Annotated in this window: 28 protein-coding genes, 1 tRNA gene and 1 other annotated feature; of the genes, 3 read left to right on the top strand and 26 right to left on the bottom strand. The window is 59.6% G+C overall.

Annotation, left to right across the window (positions count from 1 at the left end; all coding sequences use genetic code 11):
* Nucleotides 1–179 precede the first annotated feature (179 nt).
* From hcp1 to AC1P02_RS10620, 3 genes are all read right to left on the bottom strand, one after another.
* Nucleotides 180–698, bottom strand: coding sequence for a type VI secretion system effector Hcp1 (hcp1, locus tag AC1P02_RS10630; protein WP_021140316.1), 519 nt, complete (start codon nt 696–698; stop codon nt 180–182).
* A 230-nt stretch (nt 699–928) separates the two neighbouring features.
* Nucleotides 929–1,699: a LuxR family transcriptional regulator gene (locus AC1P02_RS10625; protein WP_485185367.1), complete on the bottom strand. Its 771-nt coding sequence runs from the start codon at nt 1,697–1,699 to the stop codon at nt 929–931.
* Nucleotides 1,700–1,965: 266 nt separating this feature from the next.
* Nucleotides 1,966–2,053, bottom strand: a tRNA-Ser gene (locus AC1P02_RS10620).
* A 198-nt stretch (nt 2,054–2,251) separates the two neighbouring features.
* Here AC1P02_RS10620 and AC1P02_RS10615 point away from each other — a divergent pair.
* Nucleotides 2,252–3,001: a DsbA family protein gene (locus AC1P02_RS10615; protein WP_155603914.1), complete on the top strand. Its 750-nt coding sequence runs from the start codon at nt 2,252–2,254 to the stop codon at nt 2,999–3,001.
* Between the two features lie 135 nt (nt 3,002–3,136).
* Here AC1P02_RS10615 and galE read toward each other — a convergent pair whose 3' ends face one another.
* The 21 genes from galE to AC1P02_RS10510 all read right to left on the bottom strand — a co-directional run bounded on the left by galE (nt 3,137) and on the right by AC1P02_RS10510 (nt 20,944).
* Complete coding sequence (galE, locus tag AC1P02_RS10610; protein WP_447832317.1) at nt 3,137–4,162, bottom strand: UDP-glucose 4-epimerase GalE; 1,026 nt, start codon at nt 4,160–4,162, stop codon at nt 3,137–3,139.
* Nucleotides 4,163–4,245: 83 nt separating this feature from the next.
* A complete protein-coding gene (locus tag AC1P02_RS10605) occupies nt 4,246–5,253 on the bottom strand; it encodes an FAD-binding oxidoreductase (protein WP_447832316.1) in 1,008 nt (335 codons plus the stop codon).
* Nucleotides 5,254–5,385: 132 nt separating this feature from the next.
* Nucleotides 5,386–7,035 carry a hydroxylamine reductase gene (gene hcp, locus AC1P02_RS10600; RefSeq protein ID WP_485185443.1) on the bottom strand — a complete coding sequence of 550 codons (1,650 nt, stop codon included), beginning with the start codon at nt 7,033–7,035 and terminating at the stop codon, nt 5,386–5,388.
* A gap of 218 nt (nt 7,036–7,253) precedes the next feature.
* Nucleotides 7,254–7,721, bottom strand: coding sequence for a Dps family protein (locus AC1P02_RS10595; RefSeq protein ID WP_485185366.1), 468 nt, complete (start codon nt 7,719–7,721; stop codon nt 7,254–7,256).
* A gap of 131 nt (nt 7,722–7,852) precedes the next feature.
* Complete coding sequence (locus AC1P02_RS10590) at nt 7,853–8,395, bottom strand: DUF3833 domain-containing protein (RefSeq protein ID WP_485185365.1); 543 nt, start codon at nt 8,393–8,395, stop codon at nt 7,853–7,855.
* 14 nt (nt 8,396–8,409) lie between these two features.
* Complete coding sequence (locus tag AC1P02_RS10585; protein ID WP_058393524.1) at nt 8,410–8,952, bottom strand: chalcone isomerase family protein; 543 nt, start codon at nt 8,950–8,952, stop codon at nt 8,410–8,412.
* Nucleotides 8,909–9,127: a TIGR02450 family Trp-rich protein gene (locus AC1P02_RS10580; protein WP_005311934.1), complete on the bottom strand. Its 219-nt coding sequence runs from the start codon at nt 9,125–9,127 to the stop codon at nt 8,909–8,911. Before AC1P02_RS10580 ends, AC1P02_RS10585 begins: the two co-directional genes overlap by 44 nt.
* Complete coding sequence (locus AC1P02_RS10575; RefSeq protein ID WP_005311932.1) at nt 9,124–9,603, bottom strand: DUF2878 domain-containing protein; 480 nt, start codon at nt 9,601–9,603, stop codon at nt 9,124–9,126. Before AC1P02_RS10575 ends, AC1P02_RS10580 begins: the two co-directional genes overlap by 4 nt.
* A gap of 2 nt (nt 9,604–9,605) precedes the next feature.
* The gene (locus AC1P02_RS10570; protein WP_265458729.1) at nt 9,606–10,862 is read right to left on the bottom strand and encodes an SAM-dependent methyltransferase; all 1,257 of its coding nucleotides are present in this window, start codon (nt 10,860–10,862) and stop codon (nt 9,606–9,608) included.
* 121 nt (nt 10,863–10,983) lie between these two features.
* Nucleotides 10,984–11,736, bottom strand: coding sequence for a DUF1365 domain-containing protein (locus AC1P02_RS10565; protein ID WP_005311927.1), 753 nt, complete (start codon nt 11,734–11,736; stop codon nt 10,984–10,986).
* Complete coding sequence (locus AC1P02_RS10560; RefSeq protein ID WP_485185364.1) at nt 11,733–12,992, bottom strand: NAD(P)/FAD-dependent oxidoreductase; 1,260 nt, start codon at nt 12,990–12,992, stop codon at nt 11,733–11,735. The genes AC1P02_RS10565 and AC1P02_RS10560 overlap by 4 nt, the downstream gene beginning before the upstream one ends.
* On the bottom strand, nt 12,989–13,723 hold the full coding sequence (locus tag AC1P02_RS10555) for an SDR family NAD(P)-dependent oxidoreductase (protein ID WP_485185363.1): 735 nt from the start codon (nt 13,721–13,723) through the stop codon (nt 12,989–12,991). Before AC1P02_RS10555 ends, AC1P02_RS10560 begins: the two co-directional genes overlap by 4 nt.
* Nucleotides 13,720–14,148, bottom strand: a complete 429-nt coding sequence (locus AC1P02_RS10550; protein WP_408123609.1) for a nuclear transport factor 2 family protein — start codon at nt 14,146–14,148, stop codon at nt 13,720–13,722. The genes AC1P02_RS10555 and AC1P02_RS10550 overlap by 4 nt, the downstream gene beginning before the upstream one ends.
* A 1-nt stretch (nt 14,149) precedes the next feature.
* Nucleotides 14,150–15,571, bottom strand: coding sequence for a deoxyribodipyrimidine photo-lyase (phrB, locus tag AC1P02_RS10545; RefSeq protein WP_485185360.1), 1,422 nt, complete (start codon nt 15,569–15,571; stop codon nt 14,150–14,152).
* Nucleotides 15,568–16,467: a MerR family transcriptional regulator gene (locus AC1P02_RS10540; protein ID WP_485185358.1), complete on the bottom strand. Its 900-nt coding sequence runs from the start codon at nt 16,465–16,467 to the stop codon at nt 15,568–15,570. Before AC1P02_RS10540 ends, phrB begins: the two co-directional genes overlap by 4 nt.
* A gap of 61 nt (nt 16,468–16,528) precedes the next feature.
* A complete protein-coding gene (locus AC1P02_RS10535) occupies nt 16,529–17,473 on the bottom strand; it encodes a YbgA family protein (protein WP_087756312.1) in 945 nt (314 codons plus the stop codon).
* A gap of 174 nt (nt 17,474–17,647) precedes the next feature.
* The gene (locus AC1P02_RS10530; protein WP_485185356.1) at nt 17,648–18,277 is read right to left on the bottom strand and encodes an outer membrane beta-barrel protein; all 630 of its coding nucleotides are present in this window, start codon (nt 18,275–18,277) and stop codon (nt 17,648–17,650) included.
* Between the two features lie 189 nt (nt 18,278–18,466).
* Nucleotides 18,467–19,015: a DUF3157 family protein gene (locus AC1P02_RS10525; RefSeq protein WP_096118038.1), complete on the bottom strand. Its 549-nt coding sequence runs from the start codon at nt 19,013–19,015 to the stop codon at nt 18,467–18,469.
* Nucleotides 19,016–19,120: 105 nt separating this feature from the next.
* Nucleotides 19,121–19,993, bottom strand: coding sequence for an adenine nucleotide alpha-hydrolase family protein (locus AC1P02_RS10520; protein ID WP_017412863.1), 873 nt, complete (start codon nt 19,991–19,993; stop codon nt 19,121–19,123).
* Nucleotides 19,994–20,037: 44 nt separating this feature from the next.
* Entirely contained in the window at nt 20,038–20,316 is a 279-nt protein-coding gene (locus tag AC1P02_RS10515) for a DUF6482 family protein (RefSeq protein WP_005311907.1), read from the bottom strand.
* 31 nt (nt 20,317–20,347) lie between these two features.
* Nucleotides 20,348–20,944 carry an HAD family hydrolase gene (locus AC1P02_RS10510; RefSeq protein ID WP_485185353.1) on the bottom strand — a complete coding sequence of 199 codons (597 nt, stop codon included), beginning with the start codon at nt 20,942–20,944 and terminating at the stop codon, nt 20,348–20,350.
* A gap of 170 nt (nt 20,945–21,114) precedes the next feature.
* Nucleotides 21,115–21,237, top strand: a sequence feature (Phe leader region).
* 38 nt (nt 21,238–21,275) lie between these two features.
* Between AC1P02_RS10510 and pheA the strand changes: the two genes are divergently transcribed.
* Nucleotides 21,276–22,448 carry a prephenate dehydratase gene (gene pheA / locus AC1P02_RS10505; RefSeq protein ID WP_058393536.1) on the top strand — a complete coding sequence of 391 codons (1,173 nt, stop codon included), beginning with the start codon at nt 21,276–21,278 and terminating at the stop codon, nt 22,446–22,448.
* Between the two features lie 69 nt (nt 22,449–22,517).
* Here the strand turns inward: pheA and AC1P02_RS10500 are convergent, their stop codons facing one another.
* Together AC1P02_RS10500 and AC1P02_RS10495 are read right to left on the bottom strand one after the other, a co-directional pair.
* On the bottom strand, nt 22,518–22,943 hold the full coding sequence (locus AC1P02_RS10500) for an LPP20 family lipoprotein (protein WP_021140532.1): 426 nt from the start codon (nt 22,941–22,943) through the stop codon (nt 22,518–22,520).
* A 16-nt stretch (nt 22,944–22,959) separates the two neighbouring features.
* A complete protein-coding gene (locus AC1P02_RS10495; RefSeq protein ID WP_485185350.1) occupies nt 22,960–23,580 on the bottom strand; it encodes a FlgO family outer membrane protein in 621 nt (206 codons plus the stop codon).
* A 194-nt stretch (nt 23,581–23,774) separates the two neighbouring features.
* Here AC1P02_RS10495 and AC1P02_RS10490 point away from each other — a divergent pair, with 194 nt between their 5' ends.
* Nucleotides 23,775–24,929: a flagellar assembly protein FlgT gene (locus tag AC1P02_RS10490; protein WP_485185348.1), complete on the top strand. Its 1,155-nt coding sequence runs from the start codon at nt 23,775–23,777 to the stop codon at nt 24,927–24,929.
* The last annotated feature ends 28 nt before the right edge of the window (nt 24,930–24,957 follow it).

Below are 24,957 nucleotides of genomic sequence, written 5' to 3'. Positions count from 1 at the left end.
CCTCTGTTGTGCTTTGCAATAAGGCCGAGATCCTGGGCCATATGGCAAAACACAAAAGCTCCGACCACATCCAGATGAACAGGCCGGAGAAAATTTGCACAGGTCTGGCAACCGCTGACACTGCAAGTGCCAGAACCCTGGGTGTGCAACAAGGAATAACGTCAATAAGAGAGCGGAGCTTACGCTTCGCTGGGTGCGCGCCAGTCGTCAGAGCCGGAGGTACCGGCGACCGTGTGTTCCCAGTCAATCTTGCGGTAGGCCAGAGAGACCTGGATCAGCTGGGTGAAGTCAGACTTCGCCGGATCCTGGCAGTGGGGCATCTGGCAGTCGATATCGACTATGGTGGCATCGGTCAGCACGGTAGAGAAAAAGTGCTCCTGCTTGCCTTCCACGGAAGTGCGATACCACTTCAGGGTCACTTTCGGCAGCATTTCACCGGAGGCCAGGGCGTTGTACATCAGCGGTACGGCCTTGTTCAGGGCAACGGTGAATTTGAACGGCTTGTGGACACGCTGGCCGGCAGGCTGACCGGATTGCGGGTCAGTCGGTACGGTCACAACGTGTTGGAACTCTTGTACCAGCATCTCGTCTTCGTGGCCCTGCACGAAGATATTGCCGACGGAATCGGAGGTGAAGGCACTCGCGGTGATGTTGCCCTGGGTTTTACCTTCGATGCTGATATAACATGGAGTTGGCATGTGTATGCTCCTGATTGGTTGAACGGTAATGACACTCGACCGAAACCATTAGCAGCGACCATGCCACTCTTTTTATTTCATATTTTTCAATGCATTAACAACATAGCTTTGCACCAGCCAGCTCACGTGACGCAATAAGCTGCGCCCGACCACCGTTTACACCGGGAATAGTTGCCCTGCCAGCTGAATATTTCGCATATTGCGCAATTTTTTGCGCGATACAAAGTGAATCACTGCCCCTCATCCACATTGGCAACCAATGCCATCTCTACATTCAGTCTGACGACGCCCTGCTTCAGGGCCCATGAGATGGCCTGGCTCTTGCTGCTGGCTCCCAGCTTGCTCACTACATTGTTCAAGTGAAACGTCACGGTACGAGGAGTGATCCCCAATATCTGGGCAATGTCACTCACCTGCTTTCCCTCCGCCGCCCATCGGCACACCTCCAGCTCCCGCACGCTCAGCGCATCCTGCGGTGACAGTCCGGCCAGACAGACCCGAGCTACCGCCTCGAAGATATGCATGGAGAGCCAGCTGAGAAACGGCACTGCAGAGAGCCACTGTTGGCTACTACGTGGTGCACTGGTGATAAAGGAGAGCAGGCCCACATGGCCGTTGGCACCGTGCCAGGGAAAGGTCACGCCATCGCGAATGCCGAATTCGCTGGCCAGTTGCATCACCTCCCGGCCCTGCTCATCGCAACTCTCGTCATCGCGCGCCACATCGGCCCACAGAATGGGAGTGCTTTGGGTCATGCCGCGTTTGACGATGGGATCGATGGCAAAGAAGCCGCTGGCAGTGTAGGTATCTACCCAGGCTTGTGGGCAACCGTTAAAGATGATGACGTCGGGACGCTGAATGGTACTGGGGAAGATCAGGCCGAGCCTGAAATAATCGAACCCCATGCGCGCTGTCAATTCACGCAACAAGGTCACTATGGTGCGCTCATCAGCGGCCGTCTCAAACTGGGCGATGAGATCCAGCGCATGCAGGGTGTTCATTTCTACGGTATGAGGATCGTGCACAAGATAGGGTGACCAAACATGGAAACGTATCGCATGTTAACAAGCGTCAATAGATGACACACCCCAACACATCCTAAAATCAGAGGTCTCCCACACTTTATGCTACCGTTTCGCCATTTTTCTGCATAAAAACGCAATTAAAAACCGAACAAGAAGTAGAAATAGCACATAGCACATAGCACATAGCACATAGCACATAGCAAAAAGGCCATCCTTTCGGATGGCCTTTTGGGCTGAATAAATGGCGGAGGAGGTGGGATTTGAACCCACGGATGGTCGCCCATCGCCGGTTTTCAAGACCGGTGCATTCAGCCGCTCTGCCACCCCTCCGCGACAGTGCGGCGAATATTACCCATGGCGATCCGGCTTGTAAATCCCCTTTTGGTTCGTTTGCCGATTTATTGGGCTAAATGACGCATAAAGTCGATAAAACGGGCAGAAACAGCGCTTTTTCAACCAGATAACTTGACTTGAAAACAGACTCACCCACTATAGTGACCATCACGAAATTCCCAGCAAGATGGACTTATGAGAATCAAACATGCCCTGCTTTGCGCCCTGACTGGCGCCACCCTGCTTGCGGCGCCGGTTCAGGCAAGCGAGCTGACCAAGAGCGATGTCGAGCAAATCGTGCGCGACTATCTGGTCAAGAATCCGGAGATCCTGGTCGAGATGTCCAATGCCCTGCGTGCCAAGCAGGAGAGCCAGCAAGCGGCCAACGACAAGAGCCTGATCGAGGCGCACGCCAAGCAGCTCTATTCCAATAAGGATCCCGAGAGCGGCAACCCCAAGGGCAGCCTGACCGTGGTCGAGTTCTTCGATTACAACTGCGGTTACTGCAAGCGCGCCCATCCGCTGATCAAGCAACTGCTGGGTGAAGACAAGGATATCCGCTACATCTACAAGCAGTTCCCCATCCTGAGCGAGACCTCCTACTTCGCGGCCCGGGCGGCGCTGGCAGTGCAACTGGGTCAGCCTGACAAATACCAGGCCTTCCACGAGAAGCTGTACGCCCATCAGGGCCCGCTGTCCGATGAAGCCCAGGTGAAGCAGCTGGCAGAAGCGGCCGGGGTAAACTGGAGCAAGGTCGAGGCCAAGCTCAAGGACGGCAGCATAGATCAGAACCTCGGCACCAACCGGGCGCTGGCCGAAGCCATGAGCATCTCAGGCACACCGGCCTTCATCATAGGTGACCAGATACTGCGTGGCGCACCCCGTGATCTGGCGAGCCTGAAAGGCTTCATCAAGGATGTGCGCGCGGGCAAGAGCATTCAGTAACCCAGCCCTTCGTACATAAAAAACGCCCCGGCATTGCGATGCCGGGGCGTTTTGCCATTCAGGCTTTAGCCCTCAGAACTGATGGGCCGTCGCGACGAGCTGTCAGCAAGGCGAAGAGCAGCGCATGATCCTTGATCACGGCTTCGCAGCAGGACCATAGCCATTCGGGTTCTGGCTTTGCCAGCGCCAGGTATCGATCATCATCTGCTCCAACCCGCGCTCCGCCTGCCAGCCCAGCTCGTCACGGGCCTTGTGCGGCTCGGCCCAGCATTCGGCTATGTCACCGGGGCGGCGCGGTTTGATCTGGTACGCTATGGTGCGACCGCTGGCCGCCTCGAACGCCCTGATCATCTGCAGTACGGAATAGCCCTGACCGGTACCCAGGTTGTAGGTAAAAACACCGGTATCGGCAGCGATGCGGGCCAGCGCCTTGAGATGGCCGAGGGCGAGATCCACCACGTGGATGTAGTCACGCACGCCTGTGCCATCCGGGGTTGGATAGTCGTTGCCAAACACCCCCAGCTCCTTGAGCTTGCCGACACCCACCTGGCTGATATAGGGCAGCAGGTTGTTGGGGATACCGTTGGGATCTTCACCGATGAGGCCGCTCTCGTGGGCGCCGACCGGGTTGAAGTAGCGCAGCAGCACTATGGCCCAACGCGGATCGGATTTGGACAAGTCACGCAGTATTTCTTCCACCATCAGCTTGGAGCGACCATAGGGGTTGGTCGCGCTGGTGGGGAAATCTTCCCGCAGCGGCACAGAGGCAGGATCGCCATACACGGTGGCCGACGAGCTGAACACCAGCCGGAACACGCCCGCCTTTGCCATCTCCTCGCACAGCACCAAAGTGCCTGTGATGTTGTTCTGGTAGTAGGTGAGCGGGATCTGGCTCGACTCCCCCACCGCCTTGAGGCCGGCGAAGTGGATCACGGATTCAATCTTGTGGGCGGCAAACAGCTGCTGCAGGCAGGCTCTGTCCAGCACGTCCCCTTCCACAAAGATGACCGGCTTGCCGGTGATCCGCTCGACCCGCTTGAGGGACTCGGGGGAGGAGTTGGACAGGTTGTCCAGCACCACCACCGACTGCCCGGCACCCAGCAGCTCAACCAGGGTATGGGAACCGATATAACCGGCGCCGCCCGTGACCAATATTGTCATTTTTTATCCCGTGTTCTGGTGAAACTGGGCAGAGTCTACCTACCCTGCGTCATCGGGAAAAGCTTGAGATGCCAATGAAGCCATCAATAGTCGAGGCTGACATCCCCCCTGGCGGTGCAGGAGCAGGCCAGTGCGACCCCGATCTCCAGATCCTGCGCACTCAGCGTCATCACGCTCTGCCGTTCGATCTCGCCAATCGTGGTACAGCGACAGGCGCCACATACTCCGGCGCGGCAGGCGGCCATCATGGTCTCGCCAGCCCCCTCCAGTGCGGCCAACAGGGTCTGGCCCGGCAGTATCTTCACCTTCTTGCCGCTTTTCTTGAGGGTCAGCCAGAAATGGTCGCTGGCGGCAGCAACCGGCACAGCTTCGGGCAGGCCGAACGACTCCTGATGCAACTGCTCCGCTGGCAACCCCAGCTCCGCCAGCATGCTACTCACCGCAGCCATGTAAGGCGCAGGGCCGCACAGATAGACGTGGCGAGCGAGCAAGTCCGGCGCCAATTCCCTCAGCATGTCCGGGCTGAGTCGGCCAACCCAGGGATAAGCCGTCGGCGCTTCTTCCAGTACTTGCTCCAGCACTAAAGCGTGGCGCACGCCGGGATGAGATTCGGCCAGCGCAGCCAGCTCATCTGCGAAGATCACATCCGCTGGCGAGCGGGCGCTGTGGATAAAGCGGATGTCCGCCTCAGGCCGTTTGGCAAGCTCGTCGCGCAACATGGCCCACATGGGGGTGATGCCGGAGCCTGCGCTGAGCAGCAGCGGCCGCTCGCAGGGCAGCGCAGTCAGGTTGAAGTCGCCAAAAGGGCCGTCGACCCGGATCTCGTCCCCCACCTGCAGGCTCTGGTGCAGATGGTGGGAGACCCGCCCCACATCCTTGATGGTGACTTGCCAGCACGCATCCTGCGGGCTGGAGGAGAGGGTATAGGCGCGGCACATGGGCTGGCCGTCTATCTCTGTGTGCAGAGTGACGCACTGACCTGCCAGCACGGGAGGCAGGCTGCCAGCGAGCGGCGCGAACTGCCAGCTCACCACATCATGGGTGTCGGCGCGACGACCGATGCAACGCAGGGTGAGAGAGGTGGAGGTCATCACAAGGCTCCTCATTTTGAAAACATGTTTTTTAAACACGACGCTTTGAAAAAAAGGCGAGCCACCAGGCTCGCCAAAGGCTTACAACATGCTGAGATGATCAGGCCGGCACGGCCTGCGCGATCACCGGATTCAGGCAGCCAGGATCTCGGCGAGATCTGCTTCGGCCGTGGTGGTCCCTTTCAGGCCGAATTGCTCCTCCAGCACCTTGAGCAGGGCCGGGGTCAGGAAGGCCGGTGCGGTCGGGCCGGTGCGAATGTCCTTCACCCCGAGGGCCAGCAGGGTGAGCAGGATGACGATGGCCTTCTGTTCGAACCAGGAGAGTACCAGGGTCAACGGCAGGTCATTGACGCCACACTCGAACGCCTCGGAGAGCGCCAGCGCCAGCTGGATGGCGGAGTAGGCGTCGTTGCACTGACCCACGTCCAGCAGACGGGGAATGCCGCCTATGTTGCCAAAATCGAGCTTGTTGAACTTGTACTTGCCGCAGCCCAGGGTGAGCAGCAGGCTGTCTTTGGGGGCGGCCTTGGCAAACTCGGTGAAATAGGCGCGCTCAGCCTTGTCGCCGTCACAACCGCCCACCAGGAAGAAGTGGCTGATTTCACCCGCTTTCACCTTCTCAATCACTGCCGGGGCGGCCTGCATCAGGGCATTGCGGGCAAAGCCGATGGTGATGAAGTGCTCGAGCTCTGTGTGCTTGAAACCGTCCAGCGACAAGGCTTTTGCCACCACGGCGGAGAAATCGTCCCCTTCGAGGTGCGTCACGCCCGGCCAGCCGACGATGGAGCGGGTGAAGATGCGGTCGCTATAGTCGCCCACGTTGGGATCTATGATGCAGTTGGAGGTCATCACAACGGCACCGGGGAAGTTGGCAAACTCCTTCTGCTGGTTTTGCCAGGCGGAGCCGTAATTGCCCACCAGGTGCGGGTACTGCTTGAAGAAGGGGTAGGCCAGCGCCGGCAACATCTCGCCGTGGGTGTAGACATGGATGCCAGTGCCTGCGGTCTGCTCCAGGATCAGCTTGAGATCCACCATGTCGTGACCGGAGACCAGGATGCACTTGCCCGGCACCGGTGTGACGCGCACTTGGGTCGGCTCGGGGTGGCCAAACGCCGTGGTTTCGCCCAGATCCAGCATCTCCATGACACGGAAGTTGAGCAGACCAATCTCCATGGCGCATTTGAACAGGGGATCCAGCTCGCTCGGGTCAGTGCTGAGCCAGCTCATGATGCGATGGAACTCGGCGGCTACCTCGCTATCCTGCTGACCCAGTACCCGGGCATGTTCCATGTAGGCGGCAGCCCCCTTGAGGCCGTAGAGGCAGAGCAGACGCAACCCCATGATGTCTTCGTGCACCTCGCTCTTGCCGCGATTGACCGCGGTTTGCGGCGCATGGGCCAGCTGGGCGAGCAGCTCGTCACCCGGCTCGAAGCCGGCGGCCTCGGGCAAGCCGGTGACTTGCACCGCCAGTGCAGCCAGACGGTCGACCAGCTGCTGACGATGAGCCAACGCCTGGTTGACATAGGCAACGATGCGGGCGGAGTCGAAGTTGACGTTGGTGAGGGTGGCGAAGAAGGCCTTGGGCACGAAGGCATCGATCTCGTTGTCGATGACGCCATGTTCGCGGGCGGCCAGCGCCCAGGCGCTGAGGCCCTGCAGCGCATAGATCAGCACATCCTGCAGATCCGAGGTTTCGGCCGTCTTGCCGCACATGCCTTGTGCATAAGCACAGCCATTGCCTGCCGGGGTACGAATTGTCTGTTCACATTGCACACAAAACATCATGCCTCTCCTAATTGGACATTTCAGTTACTTGTTTTGTGGCGATTCTATGCCCCTCGCCAAAAACTTAATAGGCATTCAATTTGCCAATTAAGTTTTCATTGATGCAGATCAAAAACAAAAAAGCCGCCCAAACAGGGCGGCAAGCGGGTGGATAAAAGGAGAGACAACTCAGGTTTACGACAAAGGTTTACAACAAAACTCACATCAACAAGCGGTCAGGCCAGATAGGCGCGCAGCATCCAGACCAGTTTTTCCTGCTGCTGCACATAGTCGGAGAGGATGGATGCCGTCCCCTCGTCACCGGCCTCGGCGGCTTTTCCCAGGATCCGGCGCTGGGCGACCAGCAGCTCGCGGAAGCTCTCGAGCAGGGATTCGACACAGGCACGACCGTCATGCAGCCCCTTCTGCTCCGGGATGGCAGAGACTTTCAGGTAGTCGCTGAAGCTGTGCATGGGTACCCCATCCAGGGTGAGGATGCGCTCAGCCAGGGCATCGACCTTGAGCAGCAGATCGTTATAGATCTCTTCAAATTTCAGGTGCAGTTCGAAGAACTGATTGCCGCGGATATTCCAGTGGAAGCCACGGACGTTCATGTAGAGGATCTGGTAGCTGGCCAGCAACTTGTTCAGCTCGGCGGCCAAGGCTTGTGATTGAACGGTATCAAGACCAATCGGACTTTTCATGTTTCACCTCCAGATTTGACGACGGAGCCAGATTAACGCCATTAAGACTCAAGAGGTAATCGTTGCTACCTGAGTGATTGATAGGGAATGGCTATCGCCTGGTGTGACAACCCGCTGATTATCCAGATTTATCACCCTTCTGTGCGTTCGATGTAAAGGATCACCTCTCCCAGATGAATGCCGAACTTGCTGATCTCGGCCCGATTGATCAGGCGATCCTCATCCAGCAGGTACATCCAGTCATCAAAGCTCACCCTCACCACCTGCTCATCCGGCAGTACCAGATCGAGCTGATAGCGCCAGTTGAGAGCAAAACCTTCCGTCTTGCCTACCGCCTCCCCCACTACGTCGGATGCGGTACCGCGCCAGTGACCATCTGCCCCCTTGCTCAAAAACCAGGTCCGGGTCTGCTGACGGCCGTCATCAAAGTAGAACTGCTCAAACAGTTCGCCCTTGCCATCCTGCCAGCGCCCCACCATCTCGACCCGAAAGCGACTGGTCACTTCGCCGCTGCGGTCTGTCACCAGGCCATGAGCCACCAGTTTGCCATTGAAGAAACGGGCGAGATCCCAGTTCGGCCCCTGACCGCGATAGTCATCCAGGCTGGCGCCACAGCCAGTGAGCAACAGGAGTGGCAACACGAGCAGAAAACGACAGCAACGATAGAAAGACATTGAGTACTCCAGCATCAGAGTTGACCGCGCAGGCGGCGGGTAAGGGCAGGATCGCGACTGTTGTCGGCAAGCCAGATGGCCAGAAAGGCGACCGCAAATTGTGGGTCAGGAAGAGTGCCGAGGGGTTTGTCCTGCCACCAGAAGTGGCCAACCCCGGCTTCATCCACATAGAAGGTCAGTGTGTCCCCCGCCGCCACATCGGGCCAGAAGGCTGCCAGTTGCCCAAGCCACTGCTGACGCTGCGTCTCGCTGCCAAGCCCCAGCCGTTGCCACTCCTCTGCGGTGGCGGTCAGCAGGTCATCTCGTTCGATATCTCTGGCGTAGGTGAGGGTCAGTGCCTGGGGATAGTGGCCCGGCTGATAGCGGCCACTCTGGCTGTAGAGGGTGGCATCATAGAGTTTGAACCAGAGCCAGTTCATCTCCCCCTGTCCGACCGGGCGCAGCTGTTGCCAGGGGGCGGCAGATGCCTGCGCAGAGGGTGCCATCATGGCGCCAAGTGCGGCAATCAGGAGGCTAATTCCACCCCATGTGCCAATTCGCGGGATCTTCCAGTTCATGCCAATCCATCTCCTGTTCCAGCAAGGTGTTGATATCCTGCATCACCACGCGCGCCAGTCGACCCTGCGCATCACGCTGGCAGGCAACCACCAGATAGTAACGCTCGGTCAGCTCGTGCTGGCTCTCTTTGGTCCACTTGGAAAACAACAAGGCGTCGGTCGAAAAGGTGTTCATCTTGATTCACCCTCAAGCTTGACCGTTACCCACAGGAGTACGGGTAACCACCACATCCAGATCACCGCCAATAGTGCTGTGCTGATCCAGATGCCCCAGGGTAAGTGTACTGCGCCCATGGCCGCTCCCGCCACATAGGAGGAGGCGCCACCCGCCATGCCAAACAGCGCCTGCTGCCAGCGAGGCAAGGGGCGCAACCAGCGCAGTCCATGGCTGAGGCTCAAGGCAAATCCCAGCCACAGCAGCACCAGCCAGAGAGGAAAGCCGGCCGGGAATTGAAACAGCCCCAGTTGCCAGAGCAGGCCATCAAGCAGACAACCGGCCAGGGCCACCGGCAATAACCGCAGATCCCCCTTGCGGCTTGGAGAGAAGATGAAGTGGAGCAGCAGCATCAACAGCAGCGGACCCGGCTGCTGCCATTTCACCGCCAGCAGCCAGTAGAGGTTGAACCCCAGCAGATGGGCCCACTGCCACATGGTCAGTGACCGCTCACTGGCACATCACCCCGCCAGCCCGTTGGCCCTGGTTTGGCCGCCTCCAGCTGGACCAGACTGATGGCCCGCTCCCAGAAGCCCCCCTCGCAATAGGCGAAATAGAAGTGCCACAACCGGATGAAATCCTGGCTGTAACCCAGCTTGGGCAGCTCGGGGGCCAGCGCCAGAAAGCGCTCGCACCAGTGCGCCAGGGTGCGGGCATAGTGATGACCGTGATCATGCAGCCGCACCAGCTGCATGTCGGTCTCGCGGGCAATCAGTCCCGCCATCTGGGAGACACTCGGCAGGCAGCCGCCTGGGAAGATGTAACGCTGGATGAAGTCGACACTGCGCACATACTGGGCGTGGCGCTGATCGGCAATGGTGATTGCCTGAATAAGCAGGCGGCCACCGGGTTTGAGCAAACGTGACAACTGGCGGAAGTAATCGGGCAGGAAGGCGTGGCCCACCGCCTCTATCATCTCAATGGAGACCAGCTTGTCGAAGGTTCCCTCCAGTTTGCGATAATCCTCCAGCAGCAAGGTGATGCGATCTGCGAGCCCCTCCCGCTCGATCCACTCGCGAGCATAGTCATGCTGGGCCTGGGAGATGGTCGTCGTGGTCACCCGGCAGCCATAGTGACGGGCCGCATAAATGGCCAGCCCGCCCCAGCCTGTGCCTATCTCCAGCAGGTGATCGTCCGGTCCCAGCTCAAGGCGCTCGCAGATGGTATGCAGCTTGGCCTGTTGTGCCTCCTCCAGAGTGGACTCTGTCCCCGGATAGATGGCACTCGAATACTGCATATGGCTGTCGAGAAAACCCTGATAGAGGGTATTGCCCAGATCGTAGTGGGCGGCGATGTTGGATCGTGAACCTGTCAGGGTATTGCGATTGAGCCAGTGGCGCGCCTTGTTGAAGGGGAAACTCAGCCAACTGAGCCGCCGTTCCAGGCTGTCGAGCAGTGTCATGTTGCGGGCCAGCAAGCGCACCAGCGCCACCGGATCCGGGCTGGTCCAAAGCCCTTCTACCCAGGTTTCACCGGCGGCAATGCTGCCTCCCAGCAGCAAGCGGCGATAGAAGGCCGGATCCTTTACCACCACTTCGGCGTGCAGGTCAGTGCCCGCCACCCCGAAACTATGACGATCGCTGCCGTCCCGCAGTAGCAGTTGACCGTGCTCGAGACGCCCCAGCAGCTTGAGCAGCAGTTGCCTTGCGCCTTTATCGATGAAAGAGGCCGAACTTGTTGATTGCACCAGTTCCATTAGCGAGTCTCCGGATGGCTGAAGAATAAGTGGCAGAGAGTCTGAATTGAATCTGCTTCATGAATTGAGCTGGCCTCCGGATAAGAAATTGAGGCTGCGGAAGTGGATTGTATCTGCTCCATTAGCGCGTCTCCGGATGGCTGAAAATAGGTGTTCGCTTGATAAAAAGACGCAGGGCCTGCCAGTAGATACCGAGCAGCACCTTCAGGGTCATCCAGGGCCAGCGAGCGAGCAGCGCCATCAGTCCCTTGCGGGACAGGGGCTCGCGGCTCAGCGCCAGGGTGGCGTCAAACAACTTGGCCTCGCCGGACTGGGGATGACTCTCTATGTGGATCAATGTCTCCTGCTCCGGTGGGCGAATGCGCCAGTGGTAGCGCATGGCCAGCCCCATAAACGGGGAGACGTGAAAATCCTTGTCGTGGGGCGCCAGCGCCGCCAGATCCAGCAGGTAATAGTGACGCTCGTTCCAGGGGGTGTTCGACACCTCGGCCAGCAGGTAACGCGCCTCACCCTGCCGGTAGCAGAAGTAGAAGTTGACCGGGCTGAAGTAAAAGCCCATGCAGCGTACATTGCCGAGCAGCAGCACTCGCCCGTCCGGCTCGGCTGTGCCCCCCAGCTCTGCCACCTTGTGCCACACCGCCTGCTTGAGGCTCCCCTCGCTGCCTTTGAGATAGTCTTTGCGATGAAAGGAGAGCAACCCGGCCCGCTCCACGCCGAACCAGCGCCCCTGGCTGAGGCTCGGCAGCTCGTCAAGATCCAGCCCCAGCATGAAGAGGCTGTAGGAGAAGGCGTGGGCCCTGGGTGCAAAGCGGCGATGGCGCACCGAGCCCTGCCAGATGGCGCTGACTGTCTGAGCCATGGTGACAGCACTCATAGCTCGGCTCCGAAGCGTCTGGCGACGTCCAGTGAGCTGCGCACCCCGTCTTCATGAAAACCGTTGTACCAGTAGGCACCGCAAAAGTGGGTGTGATGCTGACCACAGATCTCCAGGCGCGCCTGCTGCGCCTGGATGGATGCCTGATTGAACACAGGGTGGTGATAAACGAAGCGGCGCAGCACCTTGCTCTCGTCCACCTTTCCTTTGGGATTGAGGCTGACGCAGAAGGGCTGCGGTGAATTCACCCCCTGCAATATGTTCATGTTGTAGCTCACCAGCGGCCGCGCCTCGTCGTCCCCGTCCAGCTGATAGTTCCAGCTGGCCCAGGCCTTGCGGCGAGTGGGCAAACAGCTGACATCGGTATGGAGCCAGACATCGTTGGCCTGATAGGCCATGTCGCCCAGAATCGCCTGCTCCCGCTCGCTGACATCCTGCAACAGGGCCAGCGCCTGATCGCTGTGGCAGGCGAGGATCACCTCGTCAAACTGCTCCTCGCCATAGCTGCTTTGGATCAGCACCCCCTCGGCCAGGCGCCGGATCCCCTGCACCGGGCAAGCGAGGCGGATCTGCTGTTGCCAACCTGCGGTCAGCGGGCCTATGTACTCCCGCGAGCCGCCGGGGATCACGTACCACTGAGGGCGATTGGCCACATCGAGCAGGCCATGGTTGGCAAAAAAACGCAGGAAAAAGCCAAGGGGAAAGGCGCGCATGTCCGCCAAGGTGGATGACCAGATGGCCGCCCCCATGGGCAGAATGTAGTGGCGGGCGAAGTAGTCACTGAAATCCCCCACCAGCAAGAAATCCCCGAGTGTCAGCTCAGGACTATCTTGCTGCCGTTGACTGTCGGCCAGCCAGGCGCGCGCTTCCCGGTTGAAACGCAGGATCTCGGCGACGAAGCGGTAAAAACCCGGGCTCAGCAAATTGCTGCGCTGGGCAAACAGGGTATCCAGGTTGTGGCCGTTGTACTCGAGCCCCTCCGGGCTTTTCACCGAAAAGCTCATCTCGGCGTCCTGGCGCGCCACGCCGATCCGCTCCAGCAATTTAAGGAAATTGGGATAGGTGCGATCGTTGAATACGATAAAGCCGGTGTCGATGGCATAGCTGCGACCACCCTGGCTCACATCGACGGTCGCAGTGTGGCCGCCCAGAGTGGGCGCGGCCTCAAACAGGGTCACGTCGTGCAACCTGTGCAAGAGAAAACCGGCGGTGAGGCCCGAGATACCCGAGCCGACGATGGCAATCTTTTTCTTCATGAATGGCGTCCTTTCGAAACAAGCGAGCTGCCAAGGCGCAGCCACAACCACACCGGCAGCGCCCCCAGCGCGCGCAGCAGCCAGATAAAGCGGCTGGGGAAGTGGATCTGATGCCGACCCGCAGCAAGCCCGGTCATGATGACCCGGGAGGCTTGCTCCACCGGCACCAGACAAGGCATGGGAAAATCATTCTTGGCGGTAAGCGGCGTCTGTACAAAACCGGGGCGGATCAGGGTCACGGCGATTCCCCTGGCCTTGAGATCGAGTCGCAGGGTAGCGGCCAGATAGTCGAGTGCCGCCTTGGAGGCGCCATAGGCTTCGGCCCTTGGCAGCGGCAACCAGCTAACCGACGAGCTGACGATGGCGAGCCGCGCACCCTCGCCAAGCAGCGGCAAAAAGGCGGCAAGCGCATGGCCGGTAGCGATGAGATTGGTCTCGATCACTCGGGCAAAAAGTTCGCCGTCAAAGCCATCCTCCACATCCATGTACTCGCAGTTGCCCGCATTGAGGATCAGCAGATCGAGGGCTGGCAAGCTGGCCGCCACCTCTGCCATGGCAACCGCATCCCGTGCATCGAACTGCAAGGGGGTGATGCCGTCCCGGGCCAACTGCGCCAGCCGCTCGCCATCGCGACCACAACCCCATACCTGCCAGCCCGCCTGCCGGTAATCCATCGCCAACTGGCGACCCAGCCCGGAGCTGGCACCCGTGATCAACACACGTCCGCTCATGATCCCAACCTCCCCTTGATGGTGCGCACCAGGGTGCCCAGCAGCGGCAACTGCTCGTAGAGCATGGCCCCGAGATCGAAGTAGTCGCGATGCAGACACACCTTGTCTGCGTCGTCGAACTCAAGCCGGGTGGCCCCCTCAACCCTCACCGGCTGACCCGCGGCCAGTCTTGGGTGAGAGAAGGTCATGACCCAGCTGATCCAGGCCTCACGACCCTGTTGCTGCTGGCTGGTTATCTCGAAGCGGCAATAAGCGAGGCGCTGGTACATGGCAGCAAAGTAGTCGGTGAGCGCGGCCAGCCCGTCGATGCGGTGCGCCGGATCGATGAAGATCACCTGCTCGGCATAAACCTCTGGCAAGCGGTGCAGTTGCTGCTTGTCCAGTTGCTGGTAAAGGGCAATAAAGCGGGCCAGCGGCTCCTTCATCCTATTTCTCCAGATTTCGAAACATCTCGATGGCTTTCACCCGTGCAAGGGCGTGATCCACCATGGGTGCCGGATACCCCCTTCCTCCTTTGAGTCGCAACCAATCATGAGGCTGATGCACGTAGGCGGTGGGAATATCGGCCAGTTCAGCTACCCAAGTACGGATAAAGTCTCCTTGTGGATCAAATCGTTGCCCCTGAGTGGTGGGATTGAACACCCGAAAGTAGGGGGCCGCATCGGCGCCTGTGCCTGCGGCCCATTGCCAGCCACCGTTGTTGGCCGCCAGATCCCCGTCAATCAGCTGGCTCATGAAGTAATCTTCCCCGAGGCGCCAGTGGATATGCAGATCCTTGGTGAGGAAGCTCGCCACTATCATCCGCAACCGGTTGTGCATCCAGCCGGTGGCATTGAGGCAGCGCATGGCCGCATCGACGATGGGATAACCGGTACGTCCCTCGCACCAGGCGGCAAAGGCCACGGGATCCCAGCTCCAGGGCAGAGCCGCGGTCTCGGGTTTGAAGGGCAGGTTCATGGAGAGGGTTGGTACAAGTACCAGCAGATGACGATAAAATTCGCGCCAGACAAGTTCGTTGAGCCAGACGAAACCGGGTTGTGCCTTGGATTGAGGCCGGTGGCCGAGCCGTTGTTGCAGCGCCCCGACGCACTGGCGCGGACTTATGATGCCAGCGGCCAGATAAGGCGAGAGGATGGAGGTGCCCGCCTGCGCCGGAAAGTCCCGGGTCTCCCCATAGTCAAACACCGCCTGTTCCAGAAAGCCGTGCAGACGGCGCTGAGCTTCCGCCTCCCCCACTGGCCAGCGGGGATCCGGCGTTACTTCGCCGAGCGCCCCATAGCTCCATTCCCTCTCGGCCAGCGGTTGCCACGGCAGCGGCTCGGCGCGCGGAGCGGGGGCGCGATGAATGACGAAGCCATCCTCCTCCAGCGCCTTGAGCCAGGCGCGGCTGAAGGGGGTAAAGACCTTGAACATCTCCCCCGACCCGGTCAGCACCCGTCCCGGTGGCAGCACGCAGCAGCCGTTGAACCAGTGGCAGCTCACCTCCTGTTCGGCCAGCATGGCGCTGACGGCCAGGTCGCGGCGCTGCTCGTCGATCTCGATGGCCTGATTGGCATACAGCTGGCTGACACCCAGCTCGCGGCTGAGGCTCGCCAACGCCGTTGGCATCTCGGCAAAGGTCTCCACTCGCAGCAGATGGAGCGGGATGCCGAGCGCCGCCAGCGCCTTGCCCAGCTCATCCACCTGCGCCAGCAGGAACTGCTGACGGATGGGGGCCATCTTGTGCTGCTGCCACTGGGTCGGAGAGATGACAAACAGGGCGGCCACCTCTCCCGCCTCGGCGCAAGCGTGTCGCAAAGCCGGATTGTCGGCGAGGCGCAAGTCATTGCGAAACCAGACCAGCTTCATGATGCCTTCCTCCCGCGAGTGCGCTTGCCCTGGACTGGCGTCTCTGCCGACTGTGCAGCCAGCCAGTCGGCAAGGGTGGGCTGCCACCCCTGAGTCGCCAGCCACTGGGCGTCATAGAGACTGCCCAGCTCACCAAACAGACAAGTACCATCGGGCCAGCTGGCAGTCAGCTCCTGCTTGCCAAGTCCAGCCCCCAGCAACACCAGCCAGGGCGTCATGGCACGTCCTTCGAGCAAGGTGGCCAGCCTGGGCTCGACGGCCCCCAGCAGTTGCACCTCATAACCCTGGCTTACCAGCTCATAGGCGCTCCAGACCAAGTCGAGGGGACCAAGCTGCCCCCAGCTTGCGAGGGTAACCGGGCGTCCCTTTTCTTGTTCTATGAGGTGGCGAGCGAAGCGGGCATGGAGCCAGCCCAGCCAGACCTGTTGCAGCAGCTCGCCATCGGGCCGCTCACGCCACAGGCCGAGCAGTTGATCCACCAAGGGTTGCAGCACCCGGCTGCGCACCAGCTCGAACGGGTAGCTCGCCAGCAGTTCGTTAAGCTGCGCTTCGACCTTGCGCTGATTGAAACCAAGCACAGCCTGGCTGATCTGCTCCAGGGTCTGCTGCCAGTGATCGCTGACCAGCTGGGTCTGAGGATCACTCAACAGTCCCTTGACCTGACCTATGCTCACCCCCCGCTCCAGCCAGCTCAGGATCTCGCCAATCTGGCGAATATCCTGCTCGCTGTAGAGGCGGTGCCCCTTCTCGGTACGGGCCGGTTGCACCAGACCATAGCGGCGCTGCCAGGCACGCAGGGTGACGGGGTTGACACCGGTCAGGCGGGAAACGTCGCGGATGGGATAGATCCCCTCATCCGGCTGGGTGACATCATCTTGTTTGGGTAGGTCAGACATAACGACTTCCATCAATCTATGGGGCTCCCCGGCCCAAGGGGCCGGGGTCGCAAAACAGGGATCAGAGCCCGTAGCGCAGCTTGAGCGTATCGGGATGAGGATTGAGATAAACCTGCCCGGACAGATAGGGATTGGGGTATTCGCGCAGGTAATGGCGGATCAGGGTCAGCGGCACCAGCAGCGGGAAAATGCCGGTGCGGTACTTGTCGATGGTCTCGGCCAGCTCCTGCTTCTGGGAAGGAGTCAATACCCGCTTGAAGTAACCCTGCAGGTGCATGAGCACATTGGTGTGGCTGCGGCGATTGGCTCTCAGGGTCAGCGCTGTCATCAGCCCCGTGATGTAACTGTCGGCCACCTCCTGCAAGTTGGCCTTGCCGAGATTGCCAAGCAGTTTGCCCAGCGCCCGATAGTGGGTAGTGGCGTGAGAGAGCACCAGATACTTGTAGCGGGAGTGGAACCGGATCAGGGCCGCGGCCGTCAGCCCCTGAGCGCAGAGTTGCTGCCAGTCGTGGTAGGCGAAGACCCGCAGCACGAAATTTTCCCGCAGTATGGGATCGCACAGCCGACCGTCTTCCTCCACCGGCAGCAGGGGATTGGCTTCCATCAACGCCTTGGCAAACAGGCCAATCCCTTCCTTGGCACTCCCCTCGTTGTTAGCGCCATAGATGCGCACCCGTTCCATGCCACAACTGGGTGACTTGGCGCAGAGGATATAGCCTGAGATAAAGTCGAGCTGGCGAGCCTTCTGCTCGCTGAAGGCGATCAGCTGTTCGGTGACATCGAAGCTGCCGTTGCTCGCCTCGGCGCGTATTTCGCCGTTGCGCTTGACCAGCCGGATGGCGGCGCGGGGCGATCCCAGACCAATGGCCATCTCGGGACAGACGGGGTGATAGTCAAAGTGAGCGCCAAGATCCCGTTCGCAGAAACTGGAGCGCTTGTGGCCCCCATCGAACCGCACTTCCTGTCCCAGCAAGCAGGCACTGATACCGACTTTAATCTTGTACATGTTGGCGCTCCTTGTATAAGCCTTGATTCAGTTATAGCAGTTATACAAAAGAATGGAAGCTGTATAACTATTGCGGACTGAATACGGCGCAAGGGCGACATCTGGATCACCAGAAACCAAAAAGCCCATGACTGACGTCATGGGCAAGCAATCAAGACACTACGGGAGGGAAGATCAGAAGCTGTACTTCACACCCAGGCTGGAGATGGAACCTTTTTGCAGATCCCAGTTGCGATAGGTGTAGTCGGCGGTAAGGGCCAAGTTCTGGCTCACCTTGTAGGCGGCGCCCACTTTGAAGTCCTGCATGTCGTCGGTCATGTTGGCGTAACGGTAGCCGGTGGAGAGCTCGACGGCGCCGATGTCATAGCGCAGGCCCACTTCACCATACATGCTGCCGCTGTTCTTGCGGTTGATGTTGTCCCAGCCAGTGTTGTTCACGTTGGCAGCCTGCTGGCGCTCCATGGTGTAACCCATCAGACCCGCTTCACCGTACAGGTTCAGACCCGTGCTGAGCGGGGTGTAGACACCCAGACCCAGGCTGGAGATGCCCATGCTGTCATTGCCGTCGTTGCGGGAGGTGTATTCACTGCCCATGCGGCCATAGAAATTGGAACCGAAGCTCTTGGAGACGTCCAGGTTCAGACCACCGAAGTCGCGGTTGTTGCTGTCTTTGCCACCGATGTAGTCGGATTTGGTGTGGGCCCAGGTCAGGCCGCCCTTGGCGTAGCTGAAGGTATCCTGTGCCAGAGCGGAAGTAGAAGCGAAACCGGCCAGAACCAGAACAGAAAGTGCAACTTTTTTCATTTTGATGACTCCTCGTGTTGAGCTAGTTGAGACCTAGCTGGAATGGAGTCATTGTGCCGAGGGGCGTGCAGAATGCCGAGCGGCAAGCTGTTGCCAAATCATGTCAGATGTAAGCAACTGTTGCTGGCGGTTACCGGGTTAACACTTGAACTGAAACAGGCTCCCTAATGGAGCCTGTTTGGCAAGGGCTTAGCGAAACTCCACTTCCTCAATCTCGACCCGCACCAGGGGTTTGCCGGTCAGGCCGGCCGGGCGCGGCATCTCGAGCACCAGGGAGGGGCGCTGCTGTCCCTTGCGCAGATAGGATTCCGGCAGACGGTTCTCGCCGACCCAGAAACGGGCCTCCTGTCTGGCCAGCTGCGCACCCTGTTCGCTGAACAGGGTGACAGTGCCACGCACCCGAACCACGCTGCGGGTGCCGGTGTTGCTCACGGTAAATTGCAGCAGCAAGGGATCCGAGCCCTCAACCTTGTCGAGCTTGACGCCGATGCCATCCTTGACCGCCTGAGCCAGCAGATCCGGATTGGTCATCGCCTGCTCGGTCAGCACAGGCACGGCAACCGCGCCCGTGGCCCTCTCGCCGCTCGCCGTCGGCTTGATCAGCAGATATTCCCAGGTAAAGTCATCGTTGAGCTGCACCTGGCGGCCATCCGGCAGGGTTACCTGGGTCATGGGGGCGGCCTGAGCCAACAGGGGGGACAGGCAGAGGGCAACCAGCAGGCGGGACAAGGGTTTCATAGGGTGATGGCTCGGCGTCGATGGAAAAGGGCGTCAGTATAAAGAGTCGGCTCCGGCTTGCCTATGACACAACTCACGTTCTTGTCCTCTGCCGTGGCGCTCGTCTCAGCGCAGAGACTCCTGTCGCTCCTCTTCCTGCACCATGTCCAGGGTCACCAGATCGAACTCTGTGCTCTTGAGGGCATTGAGGATATCCGGTTGCAGATCAAAGGCCTGAGCACGAAGCTTCGGTGGCACCCTCACCCGCGCCAGTGTGGTCGCCTGATCAGAGAGGGTATGAAAGAACACCTGCGCCTCCTCCAACCCCATGTCGGCCAGCATCTGCTCCGCCATGTCCACCATCCGCAGATGATGCTTGTCCACCAGCTCGGGATCGGAGAAACGGCGGCTCAAGCAGCCATAGGCACTCTTGCCCCAGCGCCCCAGTTGCCGCTTGTTGAAACCATAGCGAAAATCCCTGTGGGTCATGCCCTGCTCGGCAAATAGCCAGAGGGTGTTGGCCGGCAGGCTGCCAAAACGACGCAGGTACTCCTGTTGCTCCTCTACCGGTGCGGGCAACAACATGGGCAGATGGCTCCAGTCGGTTTCCTGCGCCATAAGGTGGCAGATGTAGCGCACAGGGTCGATGACCTCGTTGAGGTGACGCAGGTGATCGCAGAAGATCATCTCGTCGGTCTTGATGACGATCTGCTCGATACCGTAGCGCTGACAGTAGCGCTTGGCCCGCGCTATCTCCTTGCGGTGGCGGGTCGGGCTGTCCAGGGTGATGGCCCGGATCCGGACGCCGCTGGCTCGGCACAAATCCATGCTGTAGCAGGATTCCAGTCGGCCAGAAAAGGAGACCACCAGCTCGCCGTAACTGGCCAGGGTCTCGATAAGTGACTGTTCCCTGGTCTGAAAGGTCTGATCGTATCCTCGATTCAGCACAACTATATTGGCAGCCATAACGACAGCACCGGATGATGAATTGGCGGCCATTGTGCCGGTGCAATCCTGAATACACCCTTAAAAAACAAGTTTAATCAGAATTTAATTATAATTTCATGACAATTATCTTCATTTTCATCTTGGATGGAGTCATAAATCCGCAGTTTCGCCTGATGCACTCTGTGTGCTCGCAAAAAGCCTTCGGCCTGTTCGAGGGAGCCGAATGTCAGCCGTGCCCCCTCACTGTCGGTGAGACATTGCATCTCGCCATCCACATCGACGCAGAGCTGGTAACCGCTGCCATCCTTGCAGGCAATCAGCAAGCCGGCATCCGGATAGTGACTCAACCAATTGCGAAACCGGCCATGCTCCATCACTTCTCCTCGAGCATTCCTGACAGTCAGCTCAACCGGGCAGATAGCCCAGCGATACCAGCTGCTGACGACAGCTGTGCGCATCGGTAAACAGCATGCCCCTGCTCCCCAGCGCTTTGGCAGCGGCCACATTGGCGGGGCTGTCATCGATAAACAGACACTCGTCGGCCTTCAAATCAAACGACACCAGCAGGTAGCGGTAAATATCCGGCTCCGGCTTTATCATCCGCACCCGCGCAGATACCACCTTGCCGCTGAAGAAGCGCCAGAACGGCTGCTGCTCCAGCAAGTCGATGCTGGCATGACCCATATTGGAGAGCGCATAGAGAGTGTGGCCTGCGCCATGCAGCTCGGCTATCAGGGTCAGCATAGCGGGATCCGGCAGGAGCGAAGCGGGCACAGCCTGCAAAATGGTGAGATTCTCTGCCGCTGACAAACCTGTACGCTCCTGCGCCTGACGGGCCATGGTATGCAGTGACAGCGTGCCCCTGTCCACTTCCAGCCAATCCGGGTGATTGAACAGCCGCTCCGCCAGCGCCTCAGCGCCGCCCGGCCCTCGCACCGAACTCACTATGGCCACAGGATCCCAGCTCACCACTACCCGCCCCAGATCGAAAATAATCGCCATGTTCACTTCCTCCATATGCCTCTGCCGCCAGGCTGACAGTACCAATCCAGCTCTTTAGCGCCCCGGCCAGCGCCAGCAAATACCCTGCTCCGTTCGCACCCCACGGGCAAGTTTTACTTGCATCCCGGGTCCAAATCCCTTAATGGTTATGACGATATTTTCAGGACAAGACCCATGCACGCACCATTCTTCTTTGCTTTCTCGTTTATCCGGCCCACATGAGGGAAGGCCCTGTCGTCGCGTGAACAGCAACCAAAGACGAATCGAGCCTCCCCTAGTGGAGGCTTTTTTTTGCAGCTACAACAATCGATTACTTGGATAGGGAACAATCATGGCTACGCTCGACGAGATCAGACAAGACATCACCCGGTTGGATCAGGAGCTGCTTGCCCTGCTGGCCAAGCGCAAGACTCTCAGCATCGAGGTCGCCCGTGCCAAGCAGGCCAATCCCCGTCCCATTCGCGATACCCAGCGCGAGCAGGACTTGCTGGTCGCCCTGATCCAGCAGGGCCGGCTGCTGGGGCTGGATGCCCAGTACATCACCCGCATCTACCACACCATCATCGAAGATTCGGTGCTCTCCCAGCAGGCCTATCTGCAGAGCCTGATCAACCCGGAGCAGCAGGAGCCCATGACCAGCGTCGCCTATCTGGGCCCGCGCGGCTCCTACTCCAGCCTGGCGGCCCGCAAGTATCTGGCCCGCTACAAGGATCAGGTGATAGAGGTGAATTGCCAGAACTTCCGCGAGGTGCTGGATGCGGTGGAGTCAGGGCGCGCCGCCTTTGGCGTCTTGCCCATCGAGAACACCAGCTCGGGCTCCATCAACGAGGTGTACGATGTGATGCAGCACACCAGCCTCTCCATCGTCGGTGAGCTGACCTACCCCATAGAGCACTGCATCCTCACCGCAGTGCCGACCGAGCTGGGTCGCATCAAAACCTTCTATGCCCACCCTCAGGTGTTCCAGCAGTGCTCCCACTACCTGAGCAAGCTGGAAGGGGCGCGCCACGAGATCTGCGATTCTTCTTCCAGCGCCATGATGAAGGTGAAAGAGCTGGCCAGCCCCGATGCTGCCGCCATCGGCAGCGCAGCCGGCGGTGAGCTCTATGGCCTGAACGTGCTGGCCGAACAGCTCGCCAACCAGAAGGAGAACTACAGCCGCTTCATCGTAGTGGCGCGCAAGCCCATCGACGTAGCGCCGCAAATTCCGGCCAAGACCACCCTCATCATGTCCACCTCCCAGAAACCGGGTTCCCTGGTGGAAGCGCTGCTGGTGCTGCGCAACAATGAGATCAACATGACCAAGCTCGAATCCCGGCCGGTACAGGGCAACCCCTGGGAAGAGATGTTCTATCTGGATGTCTCCGCCAACCTGCAGACGCCGGCCATGCAAGCCGCATTGATCGAGCTGACCAAACTCACCCGCTACATCAAGGTGCTGGGCTGCTACCCGAGCGAAGACGTCAAGCCGACCACAGTGCCGCCGGTCCTGATGGGCAACTGACCGTAACTGCAAACAAAAAAGGCGAACATCATGTTCGCCTTTTTGTTTTTACCTCAGCTCGGCACGTCGTCAGAACTGACCCGCCATCAACTGGTTGATGTTGTAGAGGGCACGGGTATCGAGCTCCATCTCGGTGGCATAGGTATTGCCACGTGGATAGGAGGCCACCACCCGGGCGCCGCGCACCATGCCGGCCACGGACACATCCAGCGAGTTGGAGGTCTGGGTCAGGTCCTTGTAGCTGCTCTGCCCGCGCACCTGCTGGCCATTAAGCTGTTCTGCCAGCTCGCGGTAGGCATCCATCTTGGAGGCCCGGATGGCTTGCAGCATCTTCTCTGACTGGGACGGGCCGGGCTGGATATCGATCACCGCATAACCGACCGCCTTGAGCACCGGAAAGTCATCGGGCTTGTTGTTGCCACCGTAGTTGACCACCCGATTGCCACTGCATGCGGTCAGCAGCAGGGCCAGCAGGCATCCAAACAGGATTTTCATTGTGCTCACTCCTATATCAGGGCGTCAGGTTGACCAGATGGCCGCCGGGACGCGCCTGACTATCGCGCATCAGATAACCACGGTTGATGGAGGCCCGGCCGAACGAATTGTTGGCGCCAAACAGGTATTTTTGCGGTATCAGGCTCTGGGCTGTGGTCTCCACCATCTTGGTCCGCAGATCTATGATGCGGGCATTGACCAGGATCCCCTTGCCATTGCGGCTAAAGGTGCCGGTCAGGATGCGGGAGATGGGCAGACGGGGAGAAAGGTCCTTGTAATTGCGGCTCATCACGAAGTCACCCTGAGGGGTTACCTTGATGCTGCCGGTCATCTTGAAGTCCACCACCACTTCCCCACGGCGGTTCAGCTCGTAAATAAAGCTCTCCTCAATCTGCTGCCCCATCCAGTTGGTGTCCTGCAAGGTATCGAGATCGACGAAGGAGGAGACAGCGATGGGCTCGGTCAGGGTCGTGAGCGACTTGCGCTCCATCAACTGATCGGTCATGCGGGCCACCAGCCAGTTGAGCTCCATGCCAGCAGCGGCCTGGCGAGGGTCACCCTGATCCCGATTGATGGGGTCGGCACTACAGCTGGTCAGGGCCAGCGCAAGGGCCAACGCCGTGATGAGTTTGTTCATGGATACCTTTCCTGTATCTGCACCTGATTCGTTATCGGTTCGACCGGCCAAAGCTTGAGTCAGGAATGAGGCATGAATCTTGCTTTTGATTTGCAGTGTGCTGTGCAACTGACACGGTTCTGTGGTCTGTATCGGCCGGCGCCGTCACTTCGACAGGAGTGAATGCGCCGACCCGCATATTCAAGGTGTTTGTCATGAAATTACCGCTGCTGTTAATCCTGCTGCTGGCCAGCCTGTCAGCCCGGGCCGAGCTTATCGAAGCCCAGGGCAGTGCCGCCATTTTGGGGGGCGACGAGGCCTATGCCCGTGAGCAAGCGACCCGCGACGCCCTGCGCCAGGCCCTGCTGGCGAGCGGCGCTGCCGTCTCCAGCATACAGCGCCTGGAAAACGGCAGCCTGCGCTCCGAGCAGATCCAGATCCGCTCCGGTGGCGACATTCGCCAGTACAGGCTCAAACGGGAAGAGGTGCGCAACGGCCGCATGTACATCACGGTACAGGCCGATATCCAGGCCGAGCGCCAGATCTGCCAGACCCAGCATTACGCCAAGGATTTGACACTGGTCAGGCTGCGGCTGCGCTATCCGGACCAGGCGAGCTATGGCGCCCTCGATGACATGCCTGCCAACCTGTCACGCCGCATGTTCGAGACCCTGGCCAACGCACCGCAAGGCGTGGCAGCCCGTCAGTGGCTGGACGAGAACCTGCGCATCGACCCGCTCCACCTGCAACAGGGGGATCGCAGCGCTCTGGAGGAGATCAAGGCCCTCAGCCTGCGCACCGACAGCCAGTATCTGGTGCTCGGCAGCATAGACGACCTCTCCCTCGAGCCTCAGGGCAACCAGCTGACCAGCTGGTATGAAGACCCTATCCGCAATTTTCGCATGCAGCTCTACCTGTTCGATGGCATCAACGGCAGCCTGATCAGCCGCAAGGAGTATCAGGGGCGTGCCAACTGGACCTTCGGCAAGCGGGATCAGGTCGGCAGCAGCAGCGGCCAGTTCTGGCAGTCCAGCTATGGCCAGGAGGTGAACTATCAGTTGCAGGAGGCGGTGCAGGATCTGGTTGCCCAGCTGAACTGTGCCCCGGTTACCGCCCGGGTGATAAGTCAGAACGAGCGGGGCCCCCACATCAATCTCGGCCGACGCAACGGCGTCAGGCTGGGGGATCAGTACCGCATCCAGCACAGCGCCGACTTCATCGATCCTTACGGCAAATCCCGCATGATGCGCAACCCGGCCGACGGCCTGTTCGAAGTGGTACAGGTGTTCGAGGATGGCGCCATCATCAGCAGCCAGAACAAATATTCACCGTTTAACATCCAGATCGGGGATCTGGCAGTATTGGAATAAGAATCAAGGGTTTAAAAGGGAGCGGCTT

It is taken from the genome of Aeromonas sp. TS_SC_11, from assembly GCF_057318915.1.
This window is presented reverse-complemented; position numbering and strand designations above follow the sequence as displayed.

Coding starts and splice junctions, on each gene's coding strand:
- hcp1 (WP_021140316.1), bottom strand. CDS start 698: ATGCCAACTCCATGTTATATCAGCATCGAAGGTAAAACCCAGGGCAAC.
- AC1P02_RS10625 (WP_485185367.1), bottom strand. CDS start 1,699: ATGAACACCCTGCATGCGCTGGATCTCATCGCCCAGTTTGAGACGGCC.
- AC1P02_RS10615 (WP_155603914.1), top strand. CDS start 2,252: ATGAGAATCAAACATGCCCTGCTTTGCGCCCTGACTGGCGCCACCCTG.
- galE (WP_447832317.1), bottom strand. CDS start 4,162: ATGACAATATTGGTCACGGGCGGCGCCGGTTATATCGGTTCCCATACC.
- AC1P02_RS10605 (WP_447832316.1), bottom strand. CDS start 5,253: ATGACCTCCACCTCTCTCACCCTGCGTTGCATCGGTCGTCGCGCCGAC.
- hcp (WP_485185443.1), bottom strand. CDS start 7,035: ATGTTTTGTGTGCAATGTGAACAGACAATTCGTACCCCGGCAGGCAAT.
- AC1P02_RS10595 (WP_485185366.1), bottom strand. CDS start 7,721: ATGAAAAGTCCGATTGGTCTTGATACCGTTCAATCACAAGCCTTGGCC.
- AC1P02_RS10590 (WP_485185365.1), bottom strand. CDS start 8,395: ATGTCTTTCTATCGTTGCTGTCGTTTTCTGCTCGTGTTGCCACTCCTG.
- AC1P02_RS10585 (WP_058393524.1), bottom strand. CDS start 8,952: ATGAACTGGAAGATCCCGCGAATTGGCACATGGGGTGGAATTAGCCTC.
- AC1P02_RS10580 (WP_005311934.1), bottom strand. CDS start 9,127: ATGAACACCTTTTCGACCGACGCCTTGTTGTTTTCCAAGTGGACCAAA.
- AC1P02_RS10575 (WP_005311932.1), bottom strand. CDS start 9,603: ATGTGGCAGTGGGCCCATCTGCTGGGGTTCAACCTCTACTGGCTGCTG.
- AC1P02_RS10570 (WP_265458729.1), bottom strand. CDS start 10,862: ATGGAACTGGTGCAATCAACAAGTTCGGCCTCTTTCATCGATAAAGGC.
- AC1P02_RS10565 (WP_005311927.1), bottom strand. CDS start 11,736: ATGAGTGCTGTCACCATGGCTCAGACAGTCAGCGCCATCTGGCAGGGC.
- AC1P02_RS10560 (WP_485185364.1), bottom strand. CDS start 12,992: ATGAAGAAAAAGATTGCCATCGTCGGCTCGGGTATCTCGGGCCTCACC.
- AC1P02_RS10555 (WP_485185363.1), bottom strand. CDS start 13,723: ATGAGCGGACGTGTGTTGATCACGGGTGCCAGCTCCGGGCTGGGTCGC.
- AC1P02_RS10550 (WP_408123609.1), bottom strand. CDS start 14,148: ATGAAGGAGCCGCTGGCCCGCTTTATTGCCCTTTACCAGCAACTGGAC.
- phrB (WP_485185360.1), bottom strand. CDS start 15,571: ATGAAGCTGGTCTGGTTTCGCAATGACTTGCGCCTCGCCGACAATCCG.
- AC1P02_RS10540 (WP_485185358.1), bottom strand. CDS start 16,467: ATGTCTGACCTACCCAAACAAGATGATGTCACCCAGCCGGATGAGGGG.
- AC1P02_RS10535 (WP_087756312.1), bottom strand. CDS start 17,473: ATGTACAAGATTAAAGTCGGTATCAGTGCCTGCTTGCTGGGACAGGAA.
- AC1P02_RS10530 (WP_485185356.1), bottom strand. CDS start 18,277: ATGAAAAAAGTTGCACTTTCTGTTCTGGTTCTGGCCGGTTTCGCTTCT.
- AC1P02_RS10525 (WP_096118038.1), bottom strand. CDS start 19,015: ATGAAACCCTTGTCCCGCCTGCTGGTTGCCCTCTGCCTGTCCCCCCTG.
- AC1P02_RS10520 (WP_017412863.1), bottom strand. CDS start 19,993: ATGGCCGCCAATTCATCATCCGGTGCTGTCGTTATGGCTGCCAATATA.
- AC1P02_RS10515 (WP_005311907.1), bottom strand. CDS start 20,316: ATGGAGCATGGCCGGTTTCGCAATTGGTTGAGTCACTATCCGGATGCC.
- AC1P02_RS10510 (WP_485185353.1), bottom strand. CDS start 20,944: ATGGCGATTATTTTCGATCTGGGGCGGGTAGTGGTGAGCTGGGATCCT.
- pheA (WP_058393536.1), top strand. CDS start 21,276: ATGGCTACGCTCGACGAGATCAGACAAGACATCACCCGGTTGGATCAG.
- AC1P02_RS10500 (WP_021140532.1), bottom strand. CDS start 22,943: ATGAAAATCCTGTTTGGATGCCTGCTGGCCCTGCTGCTGACCGCATGC.
- AC1P02_RS10495 (WP_485185350.1), bottom strand. CDS start 23,580: ATGAACAAACTCATCACGGCGTTGGCCCTTGCGCTGGCCCTGACCAGC.
- AC1P02_RS10490 (WP_485185348.1), top strand. CDS start 23,775: ATGAAATTACCGCTGCTGTTAATCCTGCTGCTGGCCAGCCTGTCAGCC.